The 19899-nt window shown below is 71.9% G+C and carries 16 protein-coding genes; 5 read left to right on the top strand and 11 right to left on the bottom strand.

Annotated features, from left to right (window positions below):
• Positions 1 to 265 precede the first annotated feature (265 nt).
• The 4 genes from ACT1U9_RS23995 to ACT1U9_RS23980 all read right to left on the bottom strand — a co-directional run bounded on the left by ACT1U9_RS23995 (position 266) and on the right by ACT1U9_RS23980 (position 6062).
• Positions 266 to 2185: a TerD family protein gene (locus tag ACT1U9_RS23995; RefSeq protein WP_444534729.1), complete on the bottom strand. Its 1920-nt coding sequence runs from the start codon at positions 2183 to 2185 to the stop codon at positions 266 to 268.
• 113 nt (positions 2186 to 2298) lie between these two features.
• On the bottom strand, positions 2299 to 2877 hold the full coding sequence (locus ACT1U9_RS23990; protein ID WP_444534728.1) for a TerD family protein: 579 nt from the start codon (positions 2875 to 2877) through the stop codon (positions 2299 to 2301).
• Between the two features lie 119 nt (positions 2878 to 2996).
• Positions 2997 to 5129 (bottom strand): excinuclease ABC subunit UvrB, encoded by a 2133-nt coding sequence (uvrB, locus tag ACT1U9_RS23985; protein WP_444534727.1) that lies wholly within the window; start codon positions 5127 to 5129, stop codon positions 2997 to 2999.
• Positions 5130 to 5201: 72 nt separating this feature from the next.
• Positions 5202 to 6062 carry an MHYT domain-containing protein gene (locus ACT1U9_RS23980; RefSeq protein WP_444534726.1) on the bottom strand — a complete coding sequence of 287 codons (861 nt, stop codon included), beginning with the start codon at positions 6060 to 6062 and terminating at the stop codon, positions 5202 to 5204.
• A 301-nt stretch (positions 6063 to 6363) separates the two neighbouring features.
• Between ACT1U9_RS23980 and ACT1U9_RS23975 the strand changes: the two genes are divergently transcribed.
• Complete coding sequence (locus tag ACT1U9_RS23975) at positions 6364 to 6942, top strand: methylated-DNA--[protein]-cysteine S-methyltransferase (RefSeq protein WP_444534725.1); 579 nt, start codon at positions 6364 to 6366, stop codon at positions 6940 to 6942.
• Positions 6943 to 7014: 72 nt separating this feature from the next.
• Here the strand turns inward: ACT1U9_RS23975 and ACT1U9_RS23970 are convergent, their stop codons facing one another.
• Entirely contained in the window at positions 7015 to 7404 is a 390-nt protein-coding gene (locus ACT1U9_RS23970; protein ID WP_444534724.1) for a cupin domain-containing protein, read from the bottom strand.
• Positions 7405 to 7590: 186 nt separating this feature from the next.
• Here ACT1U9_RS23970 and ACT1U9_RS23965 point away from each other — a divergent pair, with 186 nt between their 5' ends.
• Positions 7591 to 8496 (top strand): pseudouridine-5'-phosphate glycosidase, encoded by a 906-nt coding sequence (locus tag ACT1U9_RS23965; protein WP_444534723.1) that lies wholly within the window; start codon positions 7591 to 7593, stop codon positions 8494 to 8496.
• A 95-nt stretch (positions 8497 to 8591) separates the two neighbouring features.
• Entirely contained in the window at positions 8592 to 9485 is an 894-nt protein-coding gene (locus ACT1U9_RS23960) for a carbohydrate kinase family protein (protein WP_444539228.1), read from the top strand.
• A 45-nt stretch (positions 9486 to 9530) separates the two neighbouring features.
• On the opposite strand, the gene ACT1U9_RS23955 is transcribed toward ACT1U9_RS23960, so the two are convergent.
• Positions 9531 to 10178 (bottom strand): uridine kinase, encoded by a 648-nt coding sequence (locus tag ACT1U9_RS23955; RefSeq protein ID WP_444534722.1) that lies wholly within the window; start codon positions 10176 to 10178, stop codon positions 9531 to 9533.
• A gap of 82 nt (positions 10179 to 10260) precedes the next feature.
• Positions 10261 to 10920 (bottom strand): winged helix-turn-helix transcriptional regulator, encoded by a 660-nt coding sequence (locus ACT1U9_RS23950; protein ID WP_444534721.1) that lies wholly within the window; start codon positions 10918 to 10920, stop codon positions 10261 to 10263.
• Between the two features lie 127 nt (positions 10921 to 11047).
• Between ACT1U9_RS23950 and ACT1U9_RS23945 the strand changes: the two genes are divergently transcribed.
• Positions 11048 to 12259: a pyridoxal phosphate-dependent aminotransferase gene (locus tag ACT1U9_RS23945; protein ID WP_444534720.1), complete on the top strand. Its 1212-nt coding sequence runs from the start codon at positions 11048 to 11050 to the stop codon at positions 12257 to 12259.
• Between the two features lie 438 nt (positions 12260 to 12697).
• Here ACT1U9_RS23945 and ACT1U9_RS23940 read toward each other — a convergent pair whose 3' ends face one another.
• On the bottom strand, positions 12698 to 13432 hold the full coding sequence (locus tag ACT1U9_RS23940; RefSeq protein ID WP_444534719.1) for a DUF7873 family protein: 735 nt from the start codon (positions 13430 to 13432) through the stop codon (positions 12698 to 12700).
• Between the two features lie 149 nt (positions 13433 to 13581).
• Between ACT1U9_RS23940 and ACT1U9_RS23935 the strand changes: the two genes are divergently transcribed.
• The gene (locus tag ACT1U9_RS23935) at positions 13582 to 14331 is read left to right on the top strand and encodes a DUF2293 domain-containing protein (protein WP_444539227.1); all 750 of its coding nucleotides are present in this window, start codon (positions 13582 to 13584) and stop codon (positions 14329 to 14331) included.
• Here the strand turns inward: ACT1U9_RS23935 and ACT1U9_RS23930 are convergent.
• The 3 genes from ACT1U9_RS23930 to ACT1U9_RS23920 form a co-directional block, all read right to left on the bottom strand.
• Positions 14229 to 15473 carry an SWIM zinc finger family protein gene (locus ACT1U9_RS23930; protein ID WP_444534718.1) on the bottom strand — a complete coding sequence of 415 codons (1245 nt, stop codon included), beginning with the start codon at positions 15471 to 15473 and terminating at the stop codon, positions 14229 to 14231. The two genes, ACT1U9_RS23935 and ACT1U9_RS23930, sit on opposite strands and share 103 nt — an antisense overlap.
• A complete protein-coding gene (locus tag ACT1U9_RS23925; RefSeq protein ID WP_444534717.1) occupies positions 15470 to 18307 on the bottom strand; it encodes an SNF2-related protein in 2838 nt (945 codons plus the stop codon). The genes ACT1U9_RS23930 and ACT1U9_RS23925 overlap by 4 nt, the downstream gene beginning before the upstream one ends.
• A 102-nt stretch (positions 18308 to 18409) precedes the next feature.
• Positions 18410 to 19894 carry a carboxylesterase/lipase family protein gene (locus ACT1U9_RS23920; RefSeq protein WP_444534716.1) on the bottom strand — a complete coding sequence of 495 codons (1485 nt, stop codon included), beginning with the start codon at positions 19892 to 19894 and terminating at the stop codon, positions 18410 to 18412.
• Between the last annotated feature and the right edge of the window lie 5 nt (positions 19895 to 19899).

Genomic DNA, 19899 nt, shown 5'->3' with positions numbered 1-19899 from the left:
AGGTCTCCTCCACCCGGGCACATGCCGTGCCGCGAGCCGGTGTCCCGGGACCGGTCGATCGGTCCGTACTGACGGGAACGCCGCAGTCGGGAGTACTCCCCTCCGATACCGGAAGCCTACCCCAATCACCAAGAGAAGGTAAAGAGATGGGTAAAGAAAAGCCAAGCCGGTGGGTGCGGAGGGGAGCACGAATGGGCGCACGCGAATCCGCGCACGCTGCTCGACCCGTCTGACCTCGCTCTATGACCCCGCTCTGCGGCCCCGCTCAGTGGGGCCAGGCGCGGCGGGCCTCGGCGACCTGCGCGAGCACCGTCCCGAGGATCGCGCTGCCGGGCGGCACCAGCGGCGGCTCGTACGTCCAGGTGTGCCCCACCCAGGGATCGGCGAGGTGGTCGTCCGGGACCGGCGTGAGCCGCAGCAGCGAGCGCCAGAGCGGCTGGAGCACCGGCCCGTACGCGCTGGCGTCCTCGCGGTCCGCGACCATCAGCAGATGGACCCCGACCGACGGGCCCTCGTCGGCGAGATAGCGCAGCTGGTTGACCGCGCGGTCGTCGAAGCCGTGCGGGAAGTCGTTGACGATCAGCAGTTGCTCGGCCGTGTCCATGCCGGGCGGCAGCGCGTCCGCCCCGGCGCCGCCGCGCGCGGCCATCTGGAGCAGGTCGACGCGTTCGGTGAGCCCACTCAGGACGGCCGCCACTCCCCGGGCACCGGCGGCGGGCGGCGCGGCCAGCACGCCCGACCCGGTCAGCGGGGCGAGGGCCCCTGCCGCCGCGCCCGCCGGGTCGATGACGCTCACGGCGAACTCCCCCGCCGGATAGACCGCGAGCAGCCGCGCCGCCAGCGCCACCGCCGTCTCCACGGCGAGACCCTTGACCTGCTCGGCGTCCATGAAGTCGGCGGACTCGGCGTCGGACCGGCCGGAGTCGATCCACAGTCCGCGCTCAAGGGGCAGCCGCACCAGCATCGGAATCCGCAGCTCGGGCCGCTCCGGCAGCCGGAGGTCGCCGACGCGCAGCGCCATCGGGATCTCCATCGGGGTGCGGTAGCCGTGCCAGACGGGGTTGTCCCAGCTCGCGTAGGCGGGCGGCAGGGCGGGCTCGACGACCTCGGACTCGGCGGTCAGCTGCGCCACGTCCCGGTCGAAGGCCTCCTGGGCCCGGCCGACCAGCTCCTCGCGGCGCGCGGCGGCCTCCTCGCGCGCGTGGTCGCCGGTGGAGCCGATCCGGCTGCGCGGATCGGCGAGAACCCGGTCGAGCTCCTGCTCCATCCGCGAGTCCGCGAAGTCGACGGCGCTGCGGTACGCGGCGGTGGTGCGGGCCAGGTCCTCGAACATGCCCCACACCTGGTTGTAGAGCCGCTCGTCCATCGACCACCCCGTGGCGTCGCCCGCCACCGGACGCGACGGCTCGCCGGGAGCAGCGGCCGGGGCGGTGGGCGCCGGCGGGGGCGCGCTGGTCTGCCGGCGCGGATGCGCGTAGTCGATGGGCCCGGCGCCGGTCAGGGGGCGCTGGGCGGCTGTCTGTGGCGGTGCGGTGTCCGCCTGGCCGCCGTCCGTCCCGGCGGTGCCCGCCGCCCCGGCCCGCACCCGGGCCTCGTCGGACGTACGGGGCGGGGGCGCCGCGACCGAGCGGGAGGCGCCGAGCGCGACCGCGTCGAGGATCGTCTCGGCGAGCTGACGGGCCTGCGGCAGCCCCTGGTCGGCGAGCATGTCGGCGAGGCCGCCCGCGTAGCCCTGGCCGATCGCGCGGACCTTCCAGGCGCCGTTGCGCAGATAAAGCTCCAGCGCGACGACCGCCGACTCGGCGTCCAGGCCGGTGATCGTGTAGCTGACGACCTCCGTGCCGTCGAGACCGGTGACGGCCACGAAGGGCGCGGCCACGGCGGCGAACCGGCTGGGCCCGGCGGTCCCGAGCGGCAACGCGAGCAGCACGCTCACCCGGTGCACGTCCTGCGGCAGTGCCTCCAGGTCGACGGCGAGCCGGTGGTCGGCGGCGGCCTGCCGGGACACCTCCAGGCCCGGGAGCGTGGGCGAGCCGGGGTGCGCGACCCACTCCGTCCCGCGCACCGTGCCCTTCGCGTCCCCGAGGGTGGCGCCCGCGACAACCGGTATGCCGGCCGACACCCGGATCTCCAGTCGGGTCCGGGGCAGGGGGTGGTTCTGTCCCCGTACCAGCTCGGCCGTCATCGCTCTTGTCCCCTCGTCGAGTTGCCGGTGGTGCGCGGCAGCTCCCGGCGGCGTACCTCCGGGAGCTGCGGTGTCGGCCCTGGCGGCCGGTGGTGCCTGCGTGCGGGCCGCGCCTACAGGTGCGGCAGGATCGCCGGCATCAGGTCCTGGAAGGTGCGGCCGTTGGACGGGGTGCCGATGGCGGTCATCTGCCAGCCGGCGCCCGAGCGGTGCACCTTGGCCATGATCTGCGCCGTGTACTGACCGCCGCCGTCCAGCGTGTAGCGCGCCAGCTCCTGGCCGTTGGTCTCGTCGACGATGCGGCAGAAGGCGTTCTGCACCTCCTGGAACGTCTGGCCGGTGAACGAGTTCACCGTGAAGACGATCTGGTCGATGTGGACCGGGACGCGCTGGAGGTCGACCAGGATCGACTCGTCGTCACCGCCCTGGCCCGCGCCGCCCACCAGGTTGTCGCCGGTGTGGCGCACCGAGCCGTCGTCGCTGACGAGGTGACGGAAGAACACCACGTCCACCGGCTGCTTGTCGGCGAAGAGCACCGCCGAGGCGTCCAGGTCGATCTCCCGGGTGCGCGAGCCGAACAGCCCGCGGCGCGGCGCCGCCTGCCAGCCGAGCCCCATCCGCACCGCGGTCAGGGTGCCGCCACCCTGCTTCTCCAGGCTGATCGCCTGGCCCTTGGTCAGATTGACCGTCACGCGCTGTCCCCTCTCCGCTTTCTTACGTACTCCGCGCCGAACCCTACGCAGTGGCGCGACGGGCGCCACCACGCAGGCCTGTTTTGTGGCGGTCTTGCAACACACCGGGCATGGCCCGCTCAGGCCTGGCCCGCCTCCCGCATCTGCCGCAACTCCTTCTTCAGCTCCCCGACTTCATCACGCAACCGGGCGGCGATCTCGAACTGCAGCTCGGCGGCCGCGGCCCGCATCCGGTCGGTCATCTCCTCGATCTGCTCCGCGAGTTGGGCGGCCGGACGGTCGGTCAGCACCTCGCCGCCCTTGCCCGCCTTGGCCTTCGACTTCGCCGTCTTGGCACCGAGGGAGGGCACGGGGGCCTTGGCACCCTTGCCGTCCTTGCCCTTGCGGTAGCCGGAGCCGAGCAGCTGCTCGGTGTCGACCTCCTCGCGCGCGATGGTCGCGACGATGTCATTGATCTTCTTCCGCAGCGGCTGCGGGTCGATCCCGTGCTCCTTGTTGTACGCGACCTGCTTCTCCCGGCGGCGGTTGGTCTCCTCGATGGCCTTCTCCATCGCCGGGGTGATCTTGTCGGCGTACATATGGACCTGGCCCGACACGTTGCGCGCCGCGCGGCCGATGGTCTGGATCAGCGAGGTGCCCGACCGCAGGAAGCCTTCCTTGTCGGCGTCGAGGATCGCGACCAGCGACACCTCGGGCAGGTCCAGGCCCTCGCGGAGCAGGTTGATGCCGACCAGGACGTCGAACTCGCCCGCCCGCAGCTCCCGCAGCAGCTCGACCCGGCGGAGCGTGTCGACGTCGCTGTGCAGGTAGCGCACCTGGATGCCCATCTCCAGGAAGTAGTCGGTCAGGTCCTCGGCCATCTTCTTGGTGAGGGTGGTGACCAGGACGCGCTCGTCCTTCTCCGTGCGCTTGCGGATCTCGTGAACCAGGTCGTCGATCTGGCCCTCGGTGGGCTTGACCACGACCTCCGGGTCGATCAGGCCGGTGGGGCGGATGATCTGCTCCACGAAGCCGTCGCCGCGCGAGAGCTCGTACTTGCCGGGGGTCGCCGAGAGGTAGACGGTCTGGCCGATGCGGCCCAGGAACTCCTCCCACTTCAGCGGCCGGTTGTCCATCGCGGAGGGCAGCCGGAAGCCGTGGTCGACCAGCGTCCGCTTGCGGGAGGCGTCGCCCTCGTACATCGCGCCGATCTGCGGGACGGTGACGTGCGACTCGTCGAGGACGAGCAGGAAGTCGTCCGGGAAGTAGTCGAGGAGGGTGTTGGGGGCGGTGCCGGGGTCGCGGCCGTCGAAGTGCATCGAGTAGTTCTCGACGCCCGAGCAGCTGCCGATCTGGCGCAGCATCTCGATGTCGTACGTGGTGCGCATCCGCAGCCGCTGGGCCTCCAGGAGCTTGCCCTGCTTCTCCAGCTCGGCCAAGCGCTGCTCCAGCTCCTTCTCGATGCCGTTGACCGCCTTCTCCATGCGCTCCGGGCCCGCCACGTAGTGGCTGGCCGGGAAGACGTAGAGCTCGCGGTCCTCGCTGATGACCTCGCCGGTGAGCGGGTGGAGGGTGGACAGCGCCTCGATCTCGTCGCCGAACATCTCGATCCGGACGGCCAGCTCCTCGTAGACCGGGAAGATCTCGATGGTGTCGCCGCGCACCCGGAAGGTGCCGCGCGCGAAGGCCACGTCGTTGCGGGTGTACTGAATGTCGACGAAGCGGCGCAGCAGCTGGTCGCGGTCGATCTCCTCGCCGACCTTGAGCGGCACCATCCGGTCCACGTACTCCTGCGGAGTACCGAGGCCGTAGATGCACGAGACGGAGGCGACCACGATCACGTCGCGGCGGGTGAGCAGCGAGTTCGTCGCCGAGTGGCGCAGCCGCTCGACCTCCTCGTTGATCGAGGAGTCCTTCTCGATGTACGTGTCAGACTGCGGGACGTACGCCTCGGGCTGGTAGTAGTCGTAGTACGAGACGAAGTACTCGACGGCGTTGTTGGGCAGCAGCTCGCGGAACTCGTTCGCCAGCTGGGCCGCCAGCGTCTTGTTCGGCGCCATGACGAGCGTGGGGCGCTGGAGCTTCTCGATCATCCAGGCAGTCGTCGCCGACTTTCCGGTGCCGGTCGCACCCAGCAGGACGACATCCTTCTCACCTGCACGGATGCGCCGCTCCAGCTCGGCGATGGCCGCCGGCTGGTCGCCGCTGGGCTGGTAGGGACTGACGACCTCGAAGGGCGCCACCGTACGTTCGATCTTGGAAACGGGCCGCATGGAACCACCGTACGACCCCCCACTGACACTCGGGCCCGATCGGCCCGCGGGCGGGGCTCGCCGGGCCCCGGATCACCAGTCGTGCGGGGACGAGGAGCCCTCGCCGGGCTGGTGCCGGGCGGACCACGCGGTCGGCTCGGGGAACGACGGCAGGTGCCGGGGAACGGGCGCTGGGCGGGGCGGCCGCTTCTCCCAGTCGGGCCGGCCCATCACCACCAGCGGGTCGAACATGACGACCACGCCCGCGAGGACCAGGAACGCGACCGGGCCGATGAGCATCGGCGCCAGCACCGTGGCCGGGGACTCCCCCGCCGACGGTCCGGCGCCCTCGTGCAGATGGACGCTGAGCGCGGCCATCCCGGTGTAGTGCATGCCGCTCACGGCCAGCCCCATGACGACGCTGGCCCCGAGGCTGGCCAGGAAGCCGTTGACGGAGACGGCCGCCCAGAGGGCGGCGGTGGCGGCGACGACCGCGATCACCACGGAGAGGCTGACGGTGAGGGTGTTGTACTCGAACTGACCGTGCAGTCGAATTCCGGCCATCCCGAGGTAGTGCATGGACGCCACCCCGAGGCCGGTGATGGTCCCGCCGGTGACCAGCGCCATCGGCGTCGCCCCCCGGTAGCCGACGATGAAGATGCCGATGCCGACCATCACGATGGCGAGGCCGAGACTGGCGAACGTGATGCCCCGGTCGTAGCTCAGGACCTCCTGGCGGACCGTGAACCCCATCATCGCGATGAAGTGCATGGTCCAGATCCCGGAACCTATGGAAGTGGCGCCCAGCGCCAGCCAGCCCGCCTTGAACGAGCGCTCGGTGCGCAGCGATCTGGCGGTGCAGCGCAGTCCGAGCGCACCGCCCAGACAGGCCATGAGGAACGCCACGACTGGCGTGACGATGCCGTAGGAGAAGCCGTCGACCGTCCCGTGCATATCCGTGTGCCCTTCACCCCGTACCGACTACCGACTGAAGAGGCCGACTGTCTCGCTCAGGCCCTGGTTCGGGGCGACATTAAGGCTCGCCGAGCGACAGGCAAACATTTTCACGCCATTTTGTCGACACCCCGGACGCGGCGTGCGGTCCGGGTGGTTCCGTTTCGGTCGCCGGGACGTGTCCGGTTGGTACGGATTGGGCGTCCGGTGACCGGACGGGCGGGTGCGGGTGCGGCGGTCCGAGAGGCCTGCGTACGGCGGCCCGGCGGGCGTTGTCAGTGGGGGGTCGTACGGTGACGGCATGAACAGCAACGGGCAGTTCGAGCAGGCCCCGCAGGAGCCGGGGCGGGTGGTGTGGGCGGTCGTCGGCAGCGACATCGGGCCCCTGCTGCTCGCCGCGACCGACCAGGGCCTGGTGAACGTGGTCTTCCACGCCGACGAGGCGCTACGGGACAGGGCCCTGCGGGGTCTGGCGGCCCGGCTGGGCGCCGAGCCGACGCCCGCCCGGCCCGGCGAGACGGGCCCGCTGGCGGAGCCCATACGCCAGCTGGAGGCCTACTTCGCCGGTGAGCTGCGCGCGTTCGAGCTGCCGCTGGACTGGACGTTGTCCTCCGGGTTCAACCGCCAAGTGCTCCGCGAACTGGAGGCAACTGTTCCGTACGGCACGGTGGTCGGGTACGGCGACCTCGCCGAGCGCGTCGGACAGCCCCGGGCGGCCCAGGCGGTCGGCGCCGCCATGGGCTCCAACCCACTGCCGGTGGTGGTGCCCTGCCACCGAGTGGTGGAGAGCGACGGCGGGCTCGGCGGGTTCGGCGGTGGTCTGGAGACCAAGCGGAAGCTGCTCGCCCTGGAAGGGGTGCTGCCGCAGCCGCTGTTCTGAGGCGCGTGCGCCCGAGGCCGGGGCTCTTCGGTGCCCCGGACCGGAGCGGGCGCTACAGAACGGCAGCGGGCGCTACAGGCTGATGTGGTACGCCTTGCGCAGCGTCTCGTGGACGGTCCACGTCGTGCGGTCGCCCTCGCGCAGCACGCAGACATCACCGGGGCCGATCTCCAGGATGTCGCCGCCCTCCACCTCGACGGTCGCGCGCCCGCTCACCACGACGAAGAGCTCATTGGCCTCGATGTCGGTGACCACGCCCGGCGTGATCTGCCAGATACCGCGGATCTGCTTGCCGTCGGGCGACTCCCAGAGCACCTTGCCGGTGACCACCGGGTCGCCGGAGACGATCTGGGCGGGGTCGAGGGGCTCCGGCTCCAGCTCGGTGCCCGGGATGTGGACAACGAACGAGGCGGGCGACGCCGCGTCGGCGGAAGGGGTGTCGAGCTGATCATTGGTCGTCATGGCGGGCCAATCTAGCCAGGCCTTCGACGCCACCTCTGGCCGGGACCGCCGACCGGGAGCAGACTCCCCGTGAGTGGGTCGCGGGGGCGGGCCCCGTAGGCCTCGCGGCCTCCGCCTCCGCGCGCCTCGCACGGGTGATCGCCTCCCTGACGTTTACGCGGCACACGCGCGCGCCAGAGATGGTGCATGCCCTACGACGACGTACTCAAGGTGTCCGAGGAGGTGCGGGAGGCCCAGGCCGGAGGGCGTCCCGTGGTCGCTCTGGAGTCCACGATCATCGCGCACGGACTGCCGCGCCCGCGCAATCTGCGGGTCGCGACGGAGCTGGAGGAGCTGGTACGGGCCCAGGGCGCCGTCCCCGCCACGATCGCCGTCCTGGACGGGCTGCCCCATGTCGGCCTGGACAAGGACCAGTTGGAGCGGGTCGCGGGCGGTGGCATGCGCAAGTTCGGTCACCGGGACCTGCCCATGGCGCTGGCCTCGGGCGCGAGCGGGGCGACCACGGTCTCCGCGACCGCGCATCTCGCCCACCGGGCGGGGATCCGCGTCTTCGCCACCGGCGGGCTCGGCGGGGTGCACAGGGGCTGGACCGAGACGCAGGACGAGTCGGCGGACCTGCGACTACTGGCCCGGACGCCGATCGCCGTGGTGTGCGCCGGGGTCAAGTCGATCCTCGATGTGCCGGCCACGTTGCAGCGGCTGGAGACGCTGGGCATCGGGGTGGTCGGATACGGCACGGAGTTCTTCCCGGGGTTCTATCTGGCGAGCTCCGGCGAGCCGGTGGACTGGACGGTGCGGTCGCCGCAGGAGGCCGCCGAAGTGGTGCGGGCGCATGACGCGCTGGGCCCGGACTCCGCGCTGATCGTGGCCAATCCGGTCCCGGAGGCCGAGCAGTTGGACCCGGCGCTGCACGACCGGGTGCTGGCCGAGGCCCTGGCCGAGTGCCGCGAACAAAGCATCGCCGGCCAGGCCGTCACCCCGTTCCTGCTGGACTACCTGATGCGGCACACCGGAGGGGCGTCGCTGGAGGCGAACGTGGCCGCGGTGCGGGGCAACGTACGCCTCGCGGCGGCGATCGCGGCGGCGCTGTGAGCGATACGGCGGGTGGTGCGGCGGACCACCGTGGCCACCTTGCGGATCCGGCCGCCTCCGCCCGTACGGATCTCCAGGGCCGCGCGCGGCGTGGGCTGCTGGTCGTCGGGGACGTCGTGACCGATGTCGTCGCGCGCCACCGGGGGCCGCTGGCTGCGGCGACGGACACAGCGGCCGAGATACGCACCGTCCCCGGCGGGGCGGGCGCCAACGCGGCCTGCTGGGCAGCCCATTCGGGCTGCGCGGACGTACGGATGCTGGGTCGCGTCGGGAGCGACGCGGTCGCCTGGCACGAGCGGGTGCTGCGGCGCGCGGGCGTGCGGCCCCTGCTCGTCCCCGACACGGCGGCGCCGACCGCCACCGTCGTATCGCTGGTCGACACGGCGACCGCCGAGCGCACCTTCCTCACCGACAGCGGCGCCGTCCTGCGCATAGCCCCGGCCGACTGGAACCCCGCGTTCCTCGACGGGATCGGCCATCTGCACCTCTCCGGCTATCTGTTCTTCGCCGACGTCAGCCGCGAACTCGCCATCACCACCTGCCGTTCGGCGCGGGCCGCCGGGGTGCCGGTGAGTCTGGACCCGGCCTCGGCAGGCTTCCTCACGGAGCTCGGCGCCGAAAAGTTCCTGGCGGCGGCCGAGGGCGTGGACGTCCTCCTGCCCAATGCCGACGAGGCACGCTTGCTCACTGGGTTACCCGAACCGGCTAACGCCGCAGCCGAGTTGAGCCGCCGATTCCCGCTGGTCGCGGTCACGCTGGGAGCGACGGGTGCGTTGGTGGCGGCGGGTGGAGACGTCGTGGCCCGGGTATCCGCCCCGCCGACGGAATCTTCAGCCGTCGACTCGACGGGCGCGGGCGATGCGTTCACCGGCGGCTTCCTCGCTGCGCGCCTCGCGGGCGCCGACCCGGCCGAGGCCGCGGAGACCGGTTGCCGGGCGGGTGCGGAGGCGGTGACGCTGGTGGGCGGCCGACCACCTGTACGCGACTGACGACGGCGTACGCGACCGACACCGTGCCCCTACCATTCGCTGGCCCTAACGACCGGCACCCGTCCCGCTCCACGCCGGATGCCTCGGGTCGTCGGCGCGCACGACCACATCGGCGGCCTCCCCCGGCCGCACCTCCTCCTCGTACCGTTCGAACGCGGGAAGCGTCCATAGGGCGCTGTCCTCCGTACGCCGCCGCAGCGCGCCCGGCGACAGACGGACATGCACGGTGAGGTCGAACGGGAACCAGCGCCCCAGCAGCATCGGCCCGTGCAGCAACAGCACTCCTCCCTTCGGGAGGAGTTGATAGGAACTGCGGGTCGCCCGGTCGGTCACCGGGTCCCAGAGGTCCGGCAGCACTCGTCCCGTACCCCCGGGCTCCAGCGGATCGAAGACCTCCCGCCACAGCGCGGCGGTGTCGAACCATCCGTCGACGTACGTGTCCGGGTCCTCGCGGCCGTACTCGTACCGCAGTGAGGCGGGCCGCAGAAAGCCCTCGGTGGACAGGACCAGGACCGACCGCCCCCGTATGCGCAGGGCCTCCGCGACAGCCTCCGCCAGTTCGCCGGGCCGGGCGGCGGGCGCGCCGTCGACGCCGACGCGCAGCCAGGGCCCGTCGGTCTCGGCCTCCAAGTCCATGGCTCGGTCCGCGAGGGCCTCGGTCAGCCGTTCCCAGGTGATCGCTTCGAGTCGCACGCCTCCATGATGCGTGCAGCTGAAAGTGGCGCGACGCGTGGCACCGCCTGCGTCGACGCGTGAAGTGGCGTGCGGCGCGGGGTCACTCGCCCCGCAGCGCCACCGCGACGGGCCCGTCGCCCGCCACCTCGATCCGCCCTTCCTTCACTCCCTCCTCGACCGTCAGCGTGCCCTTGGCTAGCGCGCGGCAGGTCTCGGCGTCCATGACGAGCCGCGCGTCGGCGTCGGGCGCGGCTCCCTCCCCGTACACCGGTCCCAAGTCGGCCAACGGCTCGTCGCCACCAACGCGTACATGGAACTCGCCCTCGTCCAACCGCACATCAAGGACGGCGGGCGCGCCCGGAAGCCGCCGCAGCCGCTGGATCAGCGGGATCGCGAACCAGTGCGCGCGCACGGCGTCGGTGGGCCGCCGCTCCGCCAGCTCCGGCGCGCCCCAGGCGGCGAGGGCGGTCAGGACGGGCAGCAACTCACGTCCACGCGCGGTCATTTCGTACACGGTCGCCACCCCGGGTGGTGGCAGCTTGCGACGGGTGGCCAGCCCTTCGCGCTCCATGTCCTTGAGCCGGGAGGCGAGAACGTCCGTGGAGACACCCGGCAGATCTGCGTGCAGATCTGTATAACGACGCGGTCCGGCGAGGAGTTCCCGGACGATCAGCAGCGTCCACCGGTCCCCGACGGCATCGAGGGCGCGGGCCGCGGCGCAGTACTGGTCGTAGCTTCGACGACGTGGCTGACGTGGCATACGACGCAGTCTAGACAAGATGTTGGACTTTCCAAGCTCCCACTTGGTAAAACCAAGCAAGCACTACGAGAGTGACGCCAGAGGGATCTGACGCCAGAGGGATCTGGGAACCCGGGAGGGCCACGGCATGGAGTTCCGGCAGTCGAGCAAGCTGAACGAGGTCTGTTACGAGATCCGCGGCCCGGTGATCGAACACGCCAACGCGCTGGAGGAGGCGGGCCACAGCGTGCTGCGCCTGAACACCGGCAACCCGGCGCTCTTCGGCTTCGAGGCGCCGGAGGAGATCGTCCAGGACATGATCCGGATGCTCCCGCAGGCCCATGGCTACACCGACTCGCGCGGCATCCTCTCTGCCCGCCGCGCGGTCGTCCAGCGCTACCAGGCGATGGGGCTCCCGGACGTCACGGTGGACGACGTCTTCCTGGGCAACGGCGTCTCCGAGCTGATCTCCATGGCCGTACAGGCGCTGCTCGAAGACGGCGACGAAGTCCTCATCCCGGCGCCGGACTACCCGCTCTGGACGGCCGTCACCACCCTCGCGGGCGGCCGGCCGGTGCACTACCTCTGCGACGAGTCGGCCGAGTGGTACCCCGATCTCGACGACATGGCCGCGAAGATCACGGACCGCACCAAGGCCGTGGTCATCATCAACCCCAACAACCCCACGGGCGCGGTCTATCCGAAGGAGATCATCGAGGGGATCCTGGATCTGGCCCGCCGCCATCACCTGATGGTCCTCGCGGACGAGATCTACGACCAGATCGTGTACGACGACGCCGTGGCGCACACCGCCGCCGCGCTCGCCCCCGACCTCGTCGTCCTGACCTTCAGCGGCCTCTCCAAGACGTACCGGGTGGCCGGGTTCCGCTCCGGCTGGATGGTCGTCACCGGTCCCAGGCAGCACGCGAAGAACTATCTGGAGGGGCTGACCATGCTCGCCTCCATGCGGCTGTGCCCCAACGCACCCGCCCAGTACGCGATCCAGGCCGCGCTGGGCGGTCGGCAGTCCATCAGGGAACTGACCGCGCCGGGCGGCCGGTTGCGCGAGCAGCGCGACCGGGCCTGGGAGAAGCTGAACGAGATCCCGGGTGTGACGTGCGTGAAGCCGAAGGGCGCGCTGTACGCGTTCCCCCGGATCGACCCCAAGGTTCACCCGATCGAGGACGACGAGAAGTTCGTCCTTGACCTGCTGCTGCGGGAGAAGATCCAGGTGGTGCAGGGCACGGGCTTCAACTGGCCGCGCCCGGACCACTTCCGGATCCTGACGCTGCCGCATGCCGACGACCTGGACGCGGCGATCAGCCGGATCGGGCGCTTCCTGAGCGGATACCGCCAGTAGCGTCCGGGGGTGTGGGGATACGTACAAGAAGGGGGCGCGATGGGGATACGTATAAAAAAGGGGCCGGAAAAGGAGCGGACCCGGGGGCATGGCCGGCCCCCGAGTCCTGTGTGATGCCGCCGGATTACACACGCCGAAACGCTTGAGAACCCAGGTCAGTTTTATGTCGCCGCATCCTGCCTTTAGACGACCGCGGATCGAAGCTCCACGGGCCGGAGTCGAACCGGCATCTCGACGCACAAGGGCCTGGGCCCGGTTGGTCCGGCGATCGGCGGCGAATGCTGAGTCTGGAGCAATAGTCTGAGATTGATGACGGCACCCGCGTCTCGCGGGGCCGCACAGTCACGACGAACTTCAGTTTCAGCTTTGCGCTCCTCGCGCACCCCGACCGTGAACGCGTCACAGCCGGGGAGTCTCTGACGCTATCCGGTAAGCCGGTCACTGGCTGAACAGATAGCCGAATACCGCGTCACCCACGCGCTGATCGGTGACGTCGATGCCATTGGCCTCCTCGCGGGCGAACTTGACCGCCTGCTGCACCTTCTCGATTCGGGCGAGCAGTTCGTTGACCCGTCGGGCGGGCAGCGCGCCGGAGAACTTCACGGTCGTCCAGTAGCCGACCGGAACGTCCTCGTAATACACCTCGACCTGAGCCGGATGCTTTTCGGTCGCCTCCGCCTTGACGTGGTTGCGCGGCACCTTCTTCGTACGCAGTGTCCGTACCGGCTCGGTCTTCCAGGAGTCGGTGGACGGGTCCTGCACCCACGACTCGGCGGCGTCGAGCACCGGCAGCCTGCGCACGAACGCATTGATGTCCGCGAGCTGCTTCTCAAGGAAGAGCAGATACGAAACCGGGGCCCCGGCGACGAGAACTCGCCCGTCGACCGTGATGTCGGCGCGAGCCTCGCAGTTCGCCCAGTCCTTGGTGGCGGTCACATCGAACAGCCGGGTGAGCGTCACCGCGGTGTCACGCAGCACATCCTCGGCCTTGACCTGCACCAACGTCGACTCGGGCGGCAGCTGCTCACCCTCCTCGTCCTTCGGCTGGTAGGTCCGGGAGATGCCGGCCAGCAACGCGGGCTTCTGCAGGCCGTGCTGAGCTGACGTCAGGTCCTGATGCGACTTCGACTTGATTCCCTTTTCGACTGCGATGATCTGATTGAGTTTCGCCACGTGATGAACGCTAGCAATGCCAACACGGTTTGCACGACCGATTATTGAGGGATCGAGAAGGGGAGGGAGACGTCGCTGCGGTATGCCGCGCGCATACCGGCGCCCCCTAACGCCCGCTGCCCGGCACCCGGTTCGAGAGGTGGCCGCCCATTCTCGTCATAGAACCCCGAGGACGTCACCGCTGCGTCGAATGCCAGCGGGGCCCGCTCCCCCGGCTCGTCCTGGATTCGGGCGCGCCACGGTGTCTGGACTGCTCGGACCTCGGCCATCTCGTCTTCCTGCCGCGCGGCGACACGGCCCTGACGCGCCGCGCCCGCGAGGAGAGCGCGCTCGCCGCCGTCGTGATCCGCTTCAACCGCCGCCGACGCCGTTACGAACGTCAGGGCGTCCTCGTCGAGGAGGCCGCGCTCGCCGCCGCCGAACAGCGATGCCTGGCCGACGCGGAGGCCCGCGCCCGCCGCCGCGCACGCGACGCGCTCCGGCGGACCGCCGAGGACGTGCGCTTCACCGCCGCCCTGGAGGCCGAGATCCTGCGCTTGTTCCCCGGCTGCCCACCCGACCGGGCCCACGACATCGCGACCCACGCCTCGGTGCGCGGCAGCGGCCGCGTGGGCCGCAGCGCGGCGGGCCGCGCCCTGGACGAGGACGCGGTCACAGCGGCGGTCCGCGCCTCCGTACGCCACCTGGACACGCCCTACGACGACCTCCTCATGTCCCACGTCCCCCGCAACCGGGCCCGGGCACGGGTGGCGGGCCAGATCGAGGCGGTACTGGCGGCTTGGGCGGCGGGGCGGGGTTATGCCCCGTCGGCCGACGGGCGCAGGGATATCGCCTCCACCGGATCCCGCCCCGCCCTCCCCCGGGGCCACCAGTCCTCGCGGTCCGGGTCGGACTCGTAGGGGTACCAGAGGCCGTCGCGGCCGTAGCGGAGTTGGGTCGTGGGGGTGGAGAGGTGGTTGCGCCAGGGGCGGAAGCCGGGGTGGCCCGCGGCCGCCAGGGCCGGGCGTGCGCGGTCGAAGGGGCCGGCCGGGGGGTCCCAGGGCTCTTCGAGCACCGCGAGGGCCGCCGGGCCGCCCTGGCGCCAGGCCGCCACCGCGCGGGCCAGGTCGGTGGGGGTGCGGTCGGTGGCCTGGGACAGCGCGGCGTACAGCGCCCGGGTCGTGGAGGTGACGCCCGAGCCGGGATGCGCCGCGGCCAGACGGACCGCGTCCTGCCAGGTCGTCAGGGGCGCGATCGGGTCCTCGCCGGTGGTGAGGAGGGCATACGCGCGGGCCGCCGCCTCGGTGGCCAGCAGGTCGAGGGCGAGCGGGTCGGGGGCGCCCGGCAGCGCGGGAAAGGCGGGCGGATGGCCCGCGCGCGCCGGGGGCGGGAACGGCGGCGGAAGCGCGGGCCGGGTGCGCGGGCGGACTGCCTCGCGCGCGGCGACGGTGGGGAGTTCGGGCGCCGGGGTGTCCCGCTCCACTGCCATCCGGGCGGTGTTGCGGCGGGTGAGCGCGGCGAGCGTCTCCTGCTCGCCCAGGCCGCGCAACAGCAGCAGGACGAACGGGTCCTCGTCGAGGAGCCGCGCCGTCTGGTAGCAGAGCGCCGCCGCATGCTTGCAGGGGTAACCGTCGTCCGGGCAGGAGCAGTCGGGGATCAGATCACCCGAGCCGGGCAACAGGTCGACCTGGTCGGCGAGTGCGTGCGGCAAGTCCTTGTCGAGCAGGGCCGCGATGTGGGACGGGTCCTGCGCCGCCGTGTCCAGGAAGTCCTCCCACGCCTGGTCGGGGAGGGTGCGCAGACGCAGTTCCGTACGGTACGGGCGGGGGCGCGAGCCGTGGACATACGCGGTGATCCGGCCGGGCGTGACCGTGATCGCGTCGACATGGCCCGCTGCCGCGTATTTCCGGCCCCGGGCGAGCCTGGCCGGGTCCAGGGCCAGGCCCTCCAGCGCCTCGATCCAGGCCCCGCCCCACCACGTACCGGTCCGCTCCATGCGGGCGCCCAGCGCGGGGAAGGTGCGGCGGCGGTCGTCGTACCGCGTGACCGGCAGAGGGCTCATGTGGTCCTCCGCAGAGAGATGAGGTCCGCCAGTTCGCGGTCGGTGAGTTCGGTCAGGGCGGCCTCGCCCGAGCCCAGTACCGCGTCGGCCAGGGCCCGCTTGGCGGCGAGCATGTCCGCGATGCGGTCCTCCACGGTGCCTTCGGCGATCAGACGGTGGACCTGCACCGGCTGGGTCTGGCCGATACGGTACGCGCGGTCGGTGGCCTGTTCCTCGACGGCCGGGTTCCACCACCGGTCGTAGTGGACGACATGGCCCGCCCTGGTGAGGTTGAGGCCGGTGCCCGCAGCCTTCAGGGAGAGGATGAAGACCGGCACCTCACCGGACTGGAACACGTTCACCAGACGGTCGCGCTCCGCCACCGGCGTGCCGCCGTGCAGGAGTTGGGAGGGGACACCGCGCGCGGTGAGGTGCGCGGAGAGCAGCCGGGCCATCGACACGTACTGGGTGAAGACGAGGACCGAGCCGTCCTCCGCGAGGATCGTGTCGAGGAGCTCGTCCAGGAGGGCGAGCTTGCCGGAGCGGGCGTGCAGGCGGGGCGCGGATTCCTTGAGGTACTGCGCGGGGTGGTTGCAGATCTGCTTGAGCGCGGTCAGCAGCTTCATGATCAGGGCCCGGCGGGCGATGCCCTCCGCCGCCTCGACGCCGGCCATCGCCTCGCGGACGACCGCCTCGTAGAGGGAGGCCTGTTCGCGGGTGAGCGGGACGGGGTGGTCGGTCTCCGTCTTGGGCGGCAGCTCGGGCACGATGCCGGGGTCGGACTTCTTCCTCCGAAGGAGGAAGGGACGGATCAGCCGGGACAGACGCTCGGCGGCCGCCTCGTCCTCGCCGTTCTCGACGATCCGAGCATGGCGCGCGCGGAACGACTTGAGCGGGCCGAGCAGCCCCGGCGTCGTCCAGTCGAGCAGGGCCCACAGCTCGGAGAGGTTGTTCTCGACCGGGGTGCCGGTGAGCGCGATCCGCGCGGGCGCCGCGATGGTGCGCAGAGCCTTGGCGGTCGCCGAGAACGGGTTTTTGACGTGCTGCGCCTCGTCGGCGACGACCATGCCCCAGGTGTGCGCGGCCAGTTGGGGCGCGCTGCCGCGCATGGTGCCGTACGTGGTCAGGACGAAGCCGCCCTCGGCACCGGTCAGGCTGCGGCCGCTGCCATGGAAGCGGCGGACCGGGACCCCCGGTGCGAACCGGGCGATCTCCCGCTGCCAGTTGCCGAGCAGCGAGGCCGGGCAGACCACCAGCGTCGGCTCGGTGCGGGCACGTCGCAGATGGAGGGCGATCACCGTGATCGTCTTGCCGAGGCCCATGTCGTCGGCGAGGCAGCCGCCGAGGCCGAGCGAGGTCATCAGGTCGAGCCAGGCGAGCCCGCGCAGCTGGTAGTCACGCAGGGCCGCGTCCAGACCGGCGGGCTGGACGGTGGCCTGCGGGCCGTCGGTGAGGCGGTCGCGCAGCACGGCGAGCGCACCCGCGGGCACCGCCTCGACCGTCTCGCCATCGACCTCTGCGGTGCCGGTGAGCGCGACCGAGAGCGCGTCCACGGGGTCGAGCAGCCCCAGGTCCCGCTTGCGGGCCTTGCGCACGAGCTCGGGGTCGGCCACCACCCACTGGCCGCGCAGCCGCACGATCGGGCGGTGGGCCTCGGCGAGGATATCCATGTCGGACTGGCTCAGCGGCTCGCCGCCGAGCGCCAACTCCCAGTTGAAGGAGAGCAGTTCACCGGCGTCGAAGAACGACGTGCCGTCCGTCGCGGAACCGGGTGCGGGCCGCACGACAGCGGTGGCGGTCAGTCCACGGGCCAGCTCGCGCGGCCAGTGCACGGACACCCCTGCCGCGTCCAGGCGCGTCGCGGCCGCGCCCAGCAGGTCGTACAGCTCGCTCTCGGTGAGCGCCAGCACATCCGGTACGGACCGTTCGAGCAGCAGGCCCAGCGGTGGCCACACGCGGGCCGCGCGGCGCAGCGCGAGCAGCGCGTCGATCCGCGCGCGGGGGCCGAACGCGTCGGCCCGCTCGCCCGCCCACAGCCCGGCCGCGTCGATGACCAGGGTGGGGTCGGCGAGGCTGTGGACCTGGACGATCGCCGAGCCGGCCCGCCGCGCGTCCTCCTCGTCGTCGCTGTCGAACAGCCCGTACCCGGAGAGGTCCAGCCGCAGCGAGACGCGGACGCCCGCGTCCATACCGGCTGCGGCCTCCGCAGCCCATACGCGCGCGGTGGGCAGATGCTGGGGCGCGGCCGCCGCGAACGCCGGTCCCGCCGCGTGCGGGGCGGCCGGGGTGCGCGGCAGGCTGTCCGCGACCGCGTCCAGGAAGGCCCGCACCAGCGCCTCCGGGTCGGGCAGCCGCAGGGAGCCGCGGCCGGGGACGGGCACCCCGTACGCCTCGTACGGCATCGCTGCAGCGATCGCGCGCAGCTGCGCGATGTCGTCGGCGTCCAGCGGGCCCGCCCGCCAGGCGTCGTGGTCGGTCCCGGTCAGGCCGGGCAGGAGTCGGCCGCGCGCGACGAGGTGCAGGGCGTGCAGCGCGGCGGCGCCCCAGGCGGCGGCCGCCGGATGCGCGGCGGGGTGGTGCCGGGCCCGGACCAGCAGGGGCAGGGCCTCGACGACGCGCAGCAGCCGGGCGGCGACGGTACGGCTGCGGGCGCCGCCGCCGTGGCGCCGGACGACGGTCAGCTCGGCCACTTCGGCGCCCTCACCGAGGTGCGGCTCGGCGCCCGGCGGCGCCCCGCCCGCCGGGTCCCAGAAGGCGACCTTGCCCTCGCGAGGCAGCCCCGCGGGCAGGAACACCGCTGCGGCGGTCACGCCCGGCGCGGGCGCGAACGCCACCGTCGGCTCGGTCTGCGTCATGGTCCGGTCACCTCCCCTCGTCCGTAGCGCCGTGGATCAACGGACGATCCGCGACTGACCTACGACCTTACGGGCGGGGTCTGACAATCGGGCATCGGCGCCTCAGCGCACCCCCTCCCACAAGGCACGTTCCGCCGCGCGCGGGTCCCGCACCAGCTCGGTGGGAGTGTCGGGCGAGGCGCCGAAGACCATCGTCGTGCGGGTCTCCGGGTCGTACACGTCCCAGCCCGGGTCTCCCGTCGCGGCGAAGGCCACCCACGCCGCGTGCATGGCGTCCGCGACGGCCTGTGGCGGGCTGTCGCCGAGCATCGGGGCGTTCGCGGGGTCGCGCAGGTTGTCGAAGACGAAGGCGATCTCCGCGCTGTGGCAGGCACCGAGCAGGCCCCCGTACGACGGCGAGCGCCAGGCGAACTCGTACATGTGCGAGCCGGGGACGGACTCGGCGGCGCGGATCGCCGGGATCCGGTAGAACCAGTCGGTCGCGACCGCGTCGAAGAGCTCGCCGGGGGCGGCGCCGGGACGGCTCTCGGCGTAGACGGGCAGGGCCTTGTCGGGGTCGAGCCCGTACTCCGCCGTCGTGCGGCGCAGCTTCTCCTCGGGCAGCAGGTGCAGGCGCTCGGTGGGGACCAGGAAGAGGCGGTACTCCTCACGGTTGCTGCCGACCAGCAGCTCCACCCCGCAGTCCGGGGACGGCAGCGGCAGCGCGTCAAGGACCGGCTCGAACGGCATCATGTTGAGGATCGCCTCGCCCCACAGCGCGGGGTCGGGGTGGGCGCCCATCTCGGCCCGCAGCCCCGCCTGGGCCGGCAGCAGGTCCGCGAAGGGGACCCGGGCGAACGCGTCCGTGAGCGCCGTCCCCGTGGCCTCGATGCCCAGCTTCGCCGCGAGCCGTGCGGTGATCAGGTCGGCCGTGTCCGGCGGCAGGAAGTGGTGGGCAGCGCCGCTCTGCAGGATCGCCCGGCGGAACAGCCCACGCGCGCGTGGCATCGCGAGGAGCGTGCCGATGCTCATCGCGCCCGCCGACTCGCCGAACACCGTGACGCGGTCCGGGTCGCCGCCGAAGGCCTCGATGTTGTCGCGGACCCACTCCAGGGCGGCGATCTGGTCGAGCAGTCCCCGGTTGTCCGGCCTGCCCGGGAGTCGCAGGAAACCGTCCGTGCCAAGGCGGTAGTTGAGGCTCACGAAGACGACGCCATCGCGCGCGAAGGACGTCCCGTCGTACACGGACACCGAGCCCGAGCCGTTGGAGAACGCCCCGCCGTGCAGCCAGACCAGCACCGGAAGACCGCCGCCCGGCCCCGGGTGCGGGGTGCGGACGCTGAGGTTCAGACAGTCCTCGCCCTGACCGCTGTCGGCGTCGGGGATCAGACTGTACATGGGCGGTGCGTACGGGGCCCTGGGCGCGGACGGACCGTGGCCGAAAGCGTCGCGTACACCGTCCCAGGGAGCTGCCGGGGCCGGTTCGAGGAAGCGCCGTGGGCCGAACGGCGGTGCCGCGTACGGGATGCCGAGGAAGGACGTCACCCCGTCGCTCCCGGTGCGTCCTCGGACCATCCCCTGGCGGGTCGTGCACACGCGCGTGCCCATCGATT

Origin of the sequence: Streptomyces sp. BR1 (assembly GCF_052373795.1) — a bacterium.
Taxonomy (GTDB): Bacteria; Actinomycetota; Actinomycetes; order Streptomycetales; family Streptomycetaceae; genus Streptomyces.
Note: the sequence above shows the minus strand (reverse complement) of the source record. Positions and strands in the feature narration are given on the sequence as shown.

Excerpts from the sequence above, each read along its gene's own strand:
- ACT1U9_RS23995 (WP_444534729.1), bottom strand. The coding sequence starts at position 2,185 with ATGACGGCCGAGCTGGTACGGGGACAGAACCACCCCCTGCCCCGGACC.
- uvrB (WP_444534727.1), bottom strand. The coding sequence starts at position 5,129 with ATGCGGCCCGTTTCCAAGATCGAACGTACGGTGGCGCCCTTCGAGGTC.
- ACT1U9_RS23980 (WP_444534726.1), bottom strand. The coding sequence starts at position 6,062 with ATGCACGGGACGGTCGACGGCTTCTCCTACGGCATCGTCACGCCAGTC.
- ACT1U9_RS23975 (WP_444534725.1), top strand. The coding sequence starts at position 6,364 with ATGAACAGCAACGGGCAGTTCGAGCAGGCCCCGCAGGAGCCGGGGCGG.
- ACT1U9_RS23970 (WP_444534724.1), bottom strand. The coding sequence starts at position 7,404 with ATGACGACCAATGATCAGCTCGACACCCCTTCCGCCGACGCGGCGTCG.
- ACT1U9_RS23965 (WP_444534723.1), top strand. The coding sequence starts at position 7,591 with ATGCCCTACGACGACGTACTCAAGGTGTCCGAGGAGGTGCGGGAGGCC.
- ACT1U9_RS23950 (WP_444534721.1), bottom strand. The coding sequence starts at position 10,920 with ATGCCACGTCAGCCACGTCGTCGAAGCTACGACCAGTACTGCGCCGCG.
- ACT1U9_RS23945 (WP_444534720.1), top strand. The coding sequence starts at position 11,048 with ATGGAGTTCCGGCAGTCGAGCAAGCTGAACGAGGTCTGTTACGAGATC.
- ACT1U9_RS23930 (WP_444534718.1), bottom strand. The coding sequence starts at position 15,473 with ATGAGCCCTCTGCCGGTCACGCGGTACGACGACCGCCGCCGCACCTTC.
- ACT1U9_RS23925 (WP_444534717.1), bottom strand. The coding sequence starts at position 18,307 with ATGACGCAGACCGAGCCGACGGTGGCGTTCGCGCCCGCGCCGGGCGTG.
- ACT1U9_RS23920 (WP_444534716.1), bottom strand. The coding sequence starts at position 19,894 with ATGGGCACGCGCGTGTGCACGACCCGCCAGGGGATGGTCCGAGGACGC.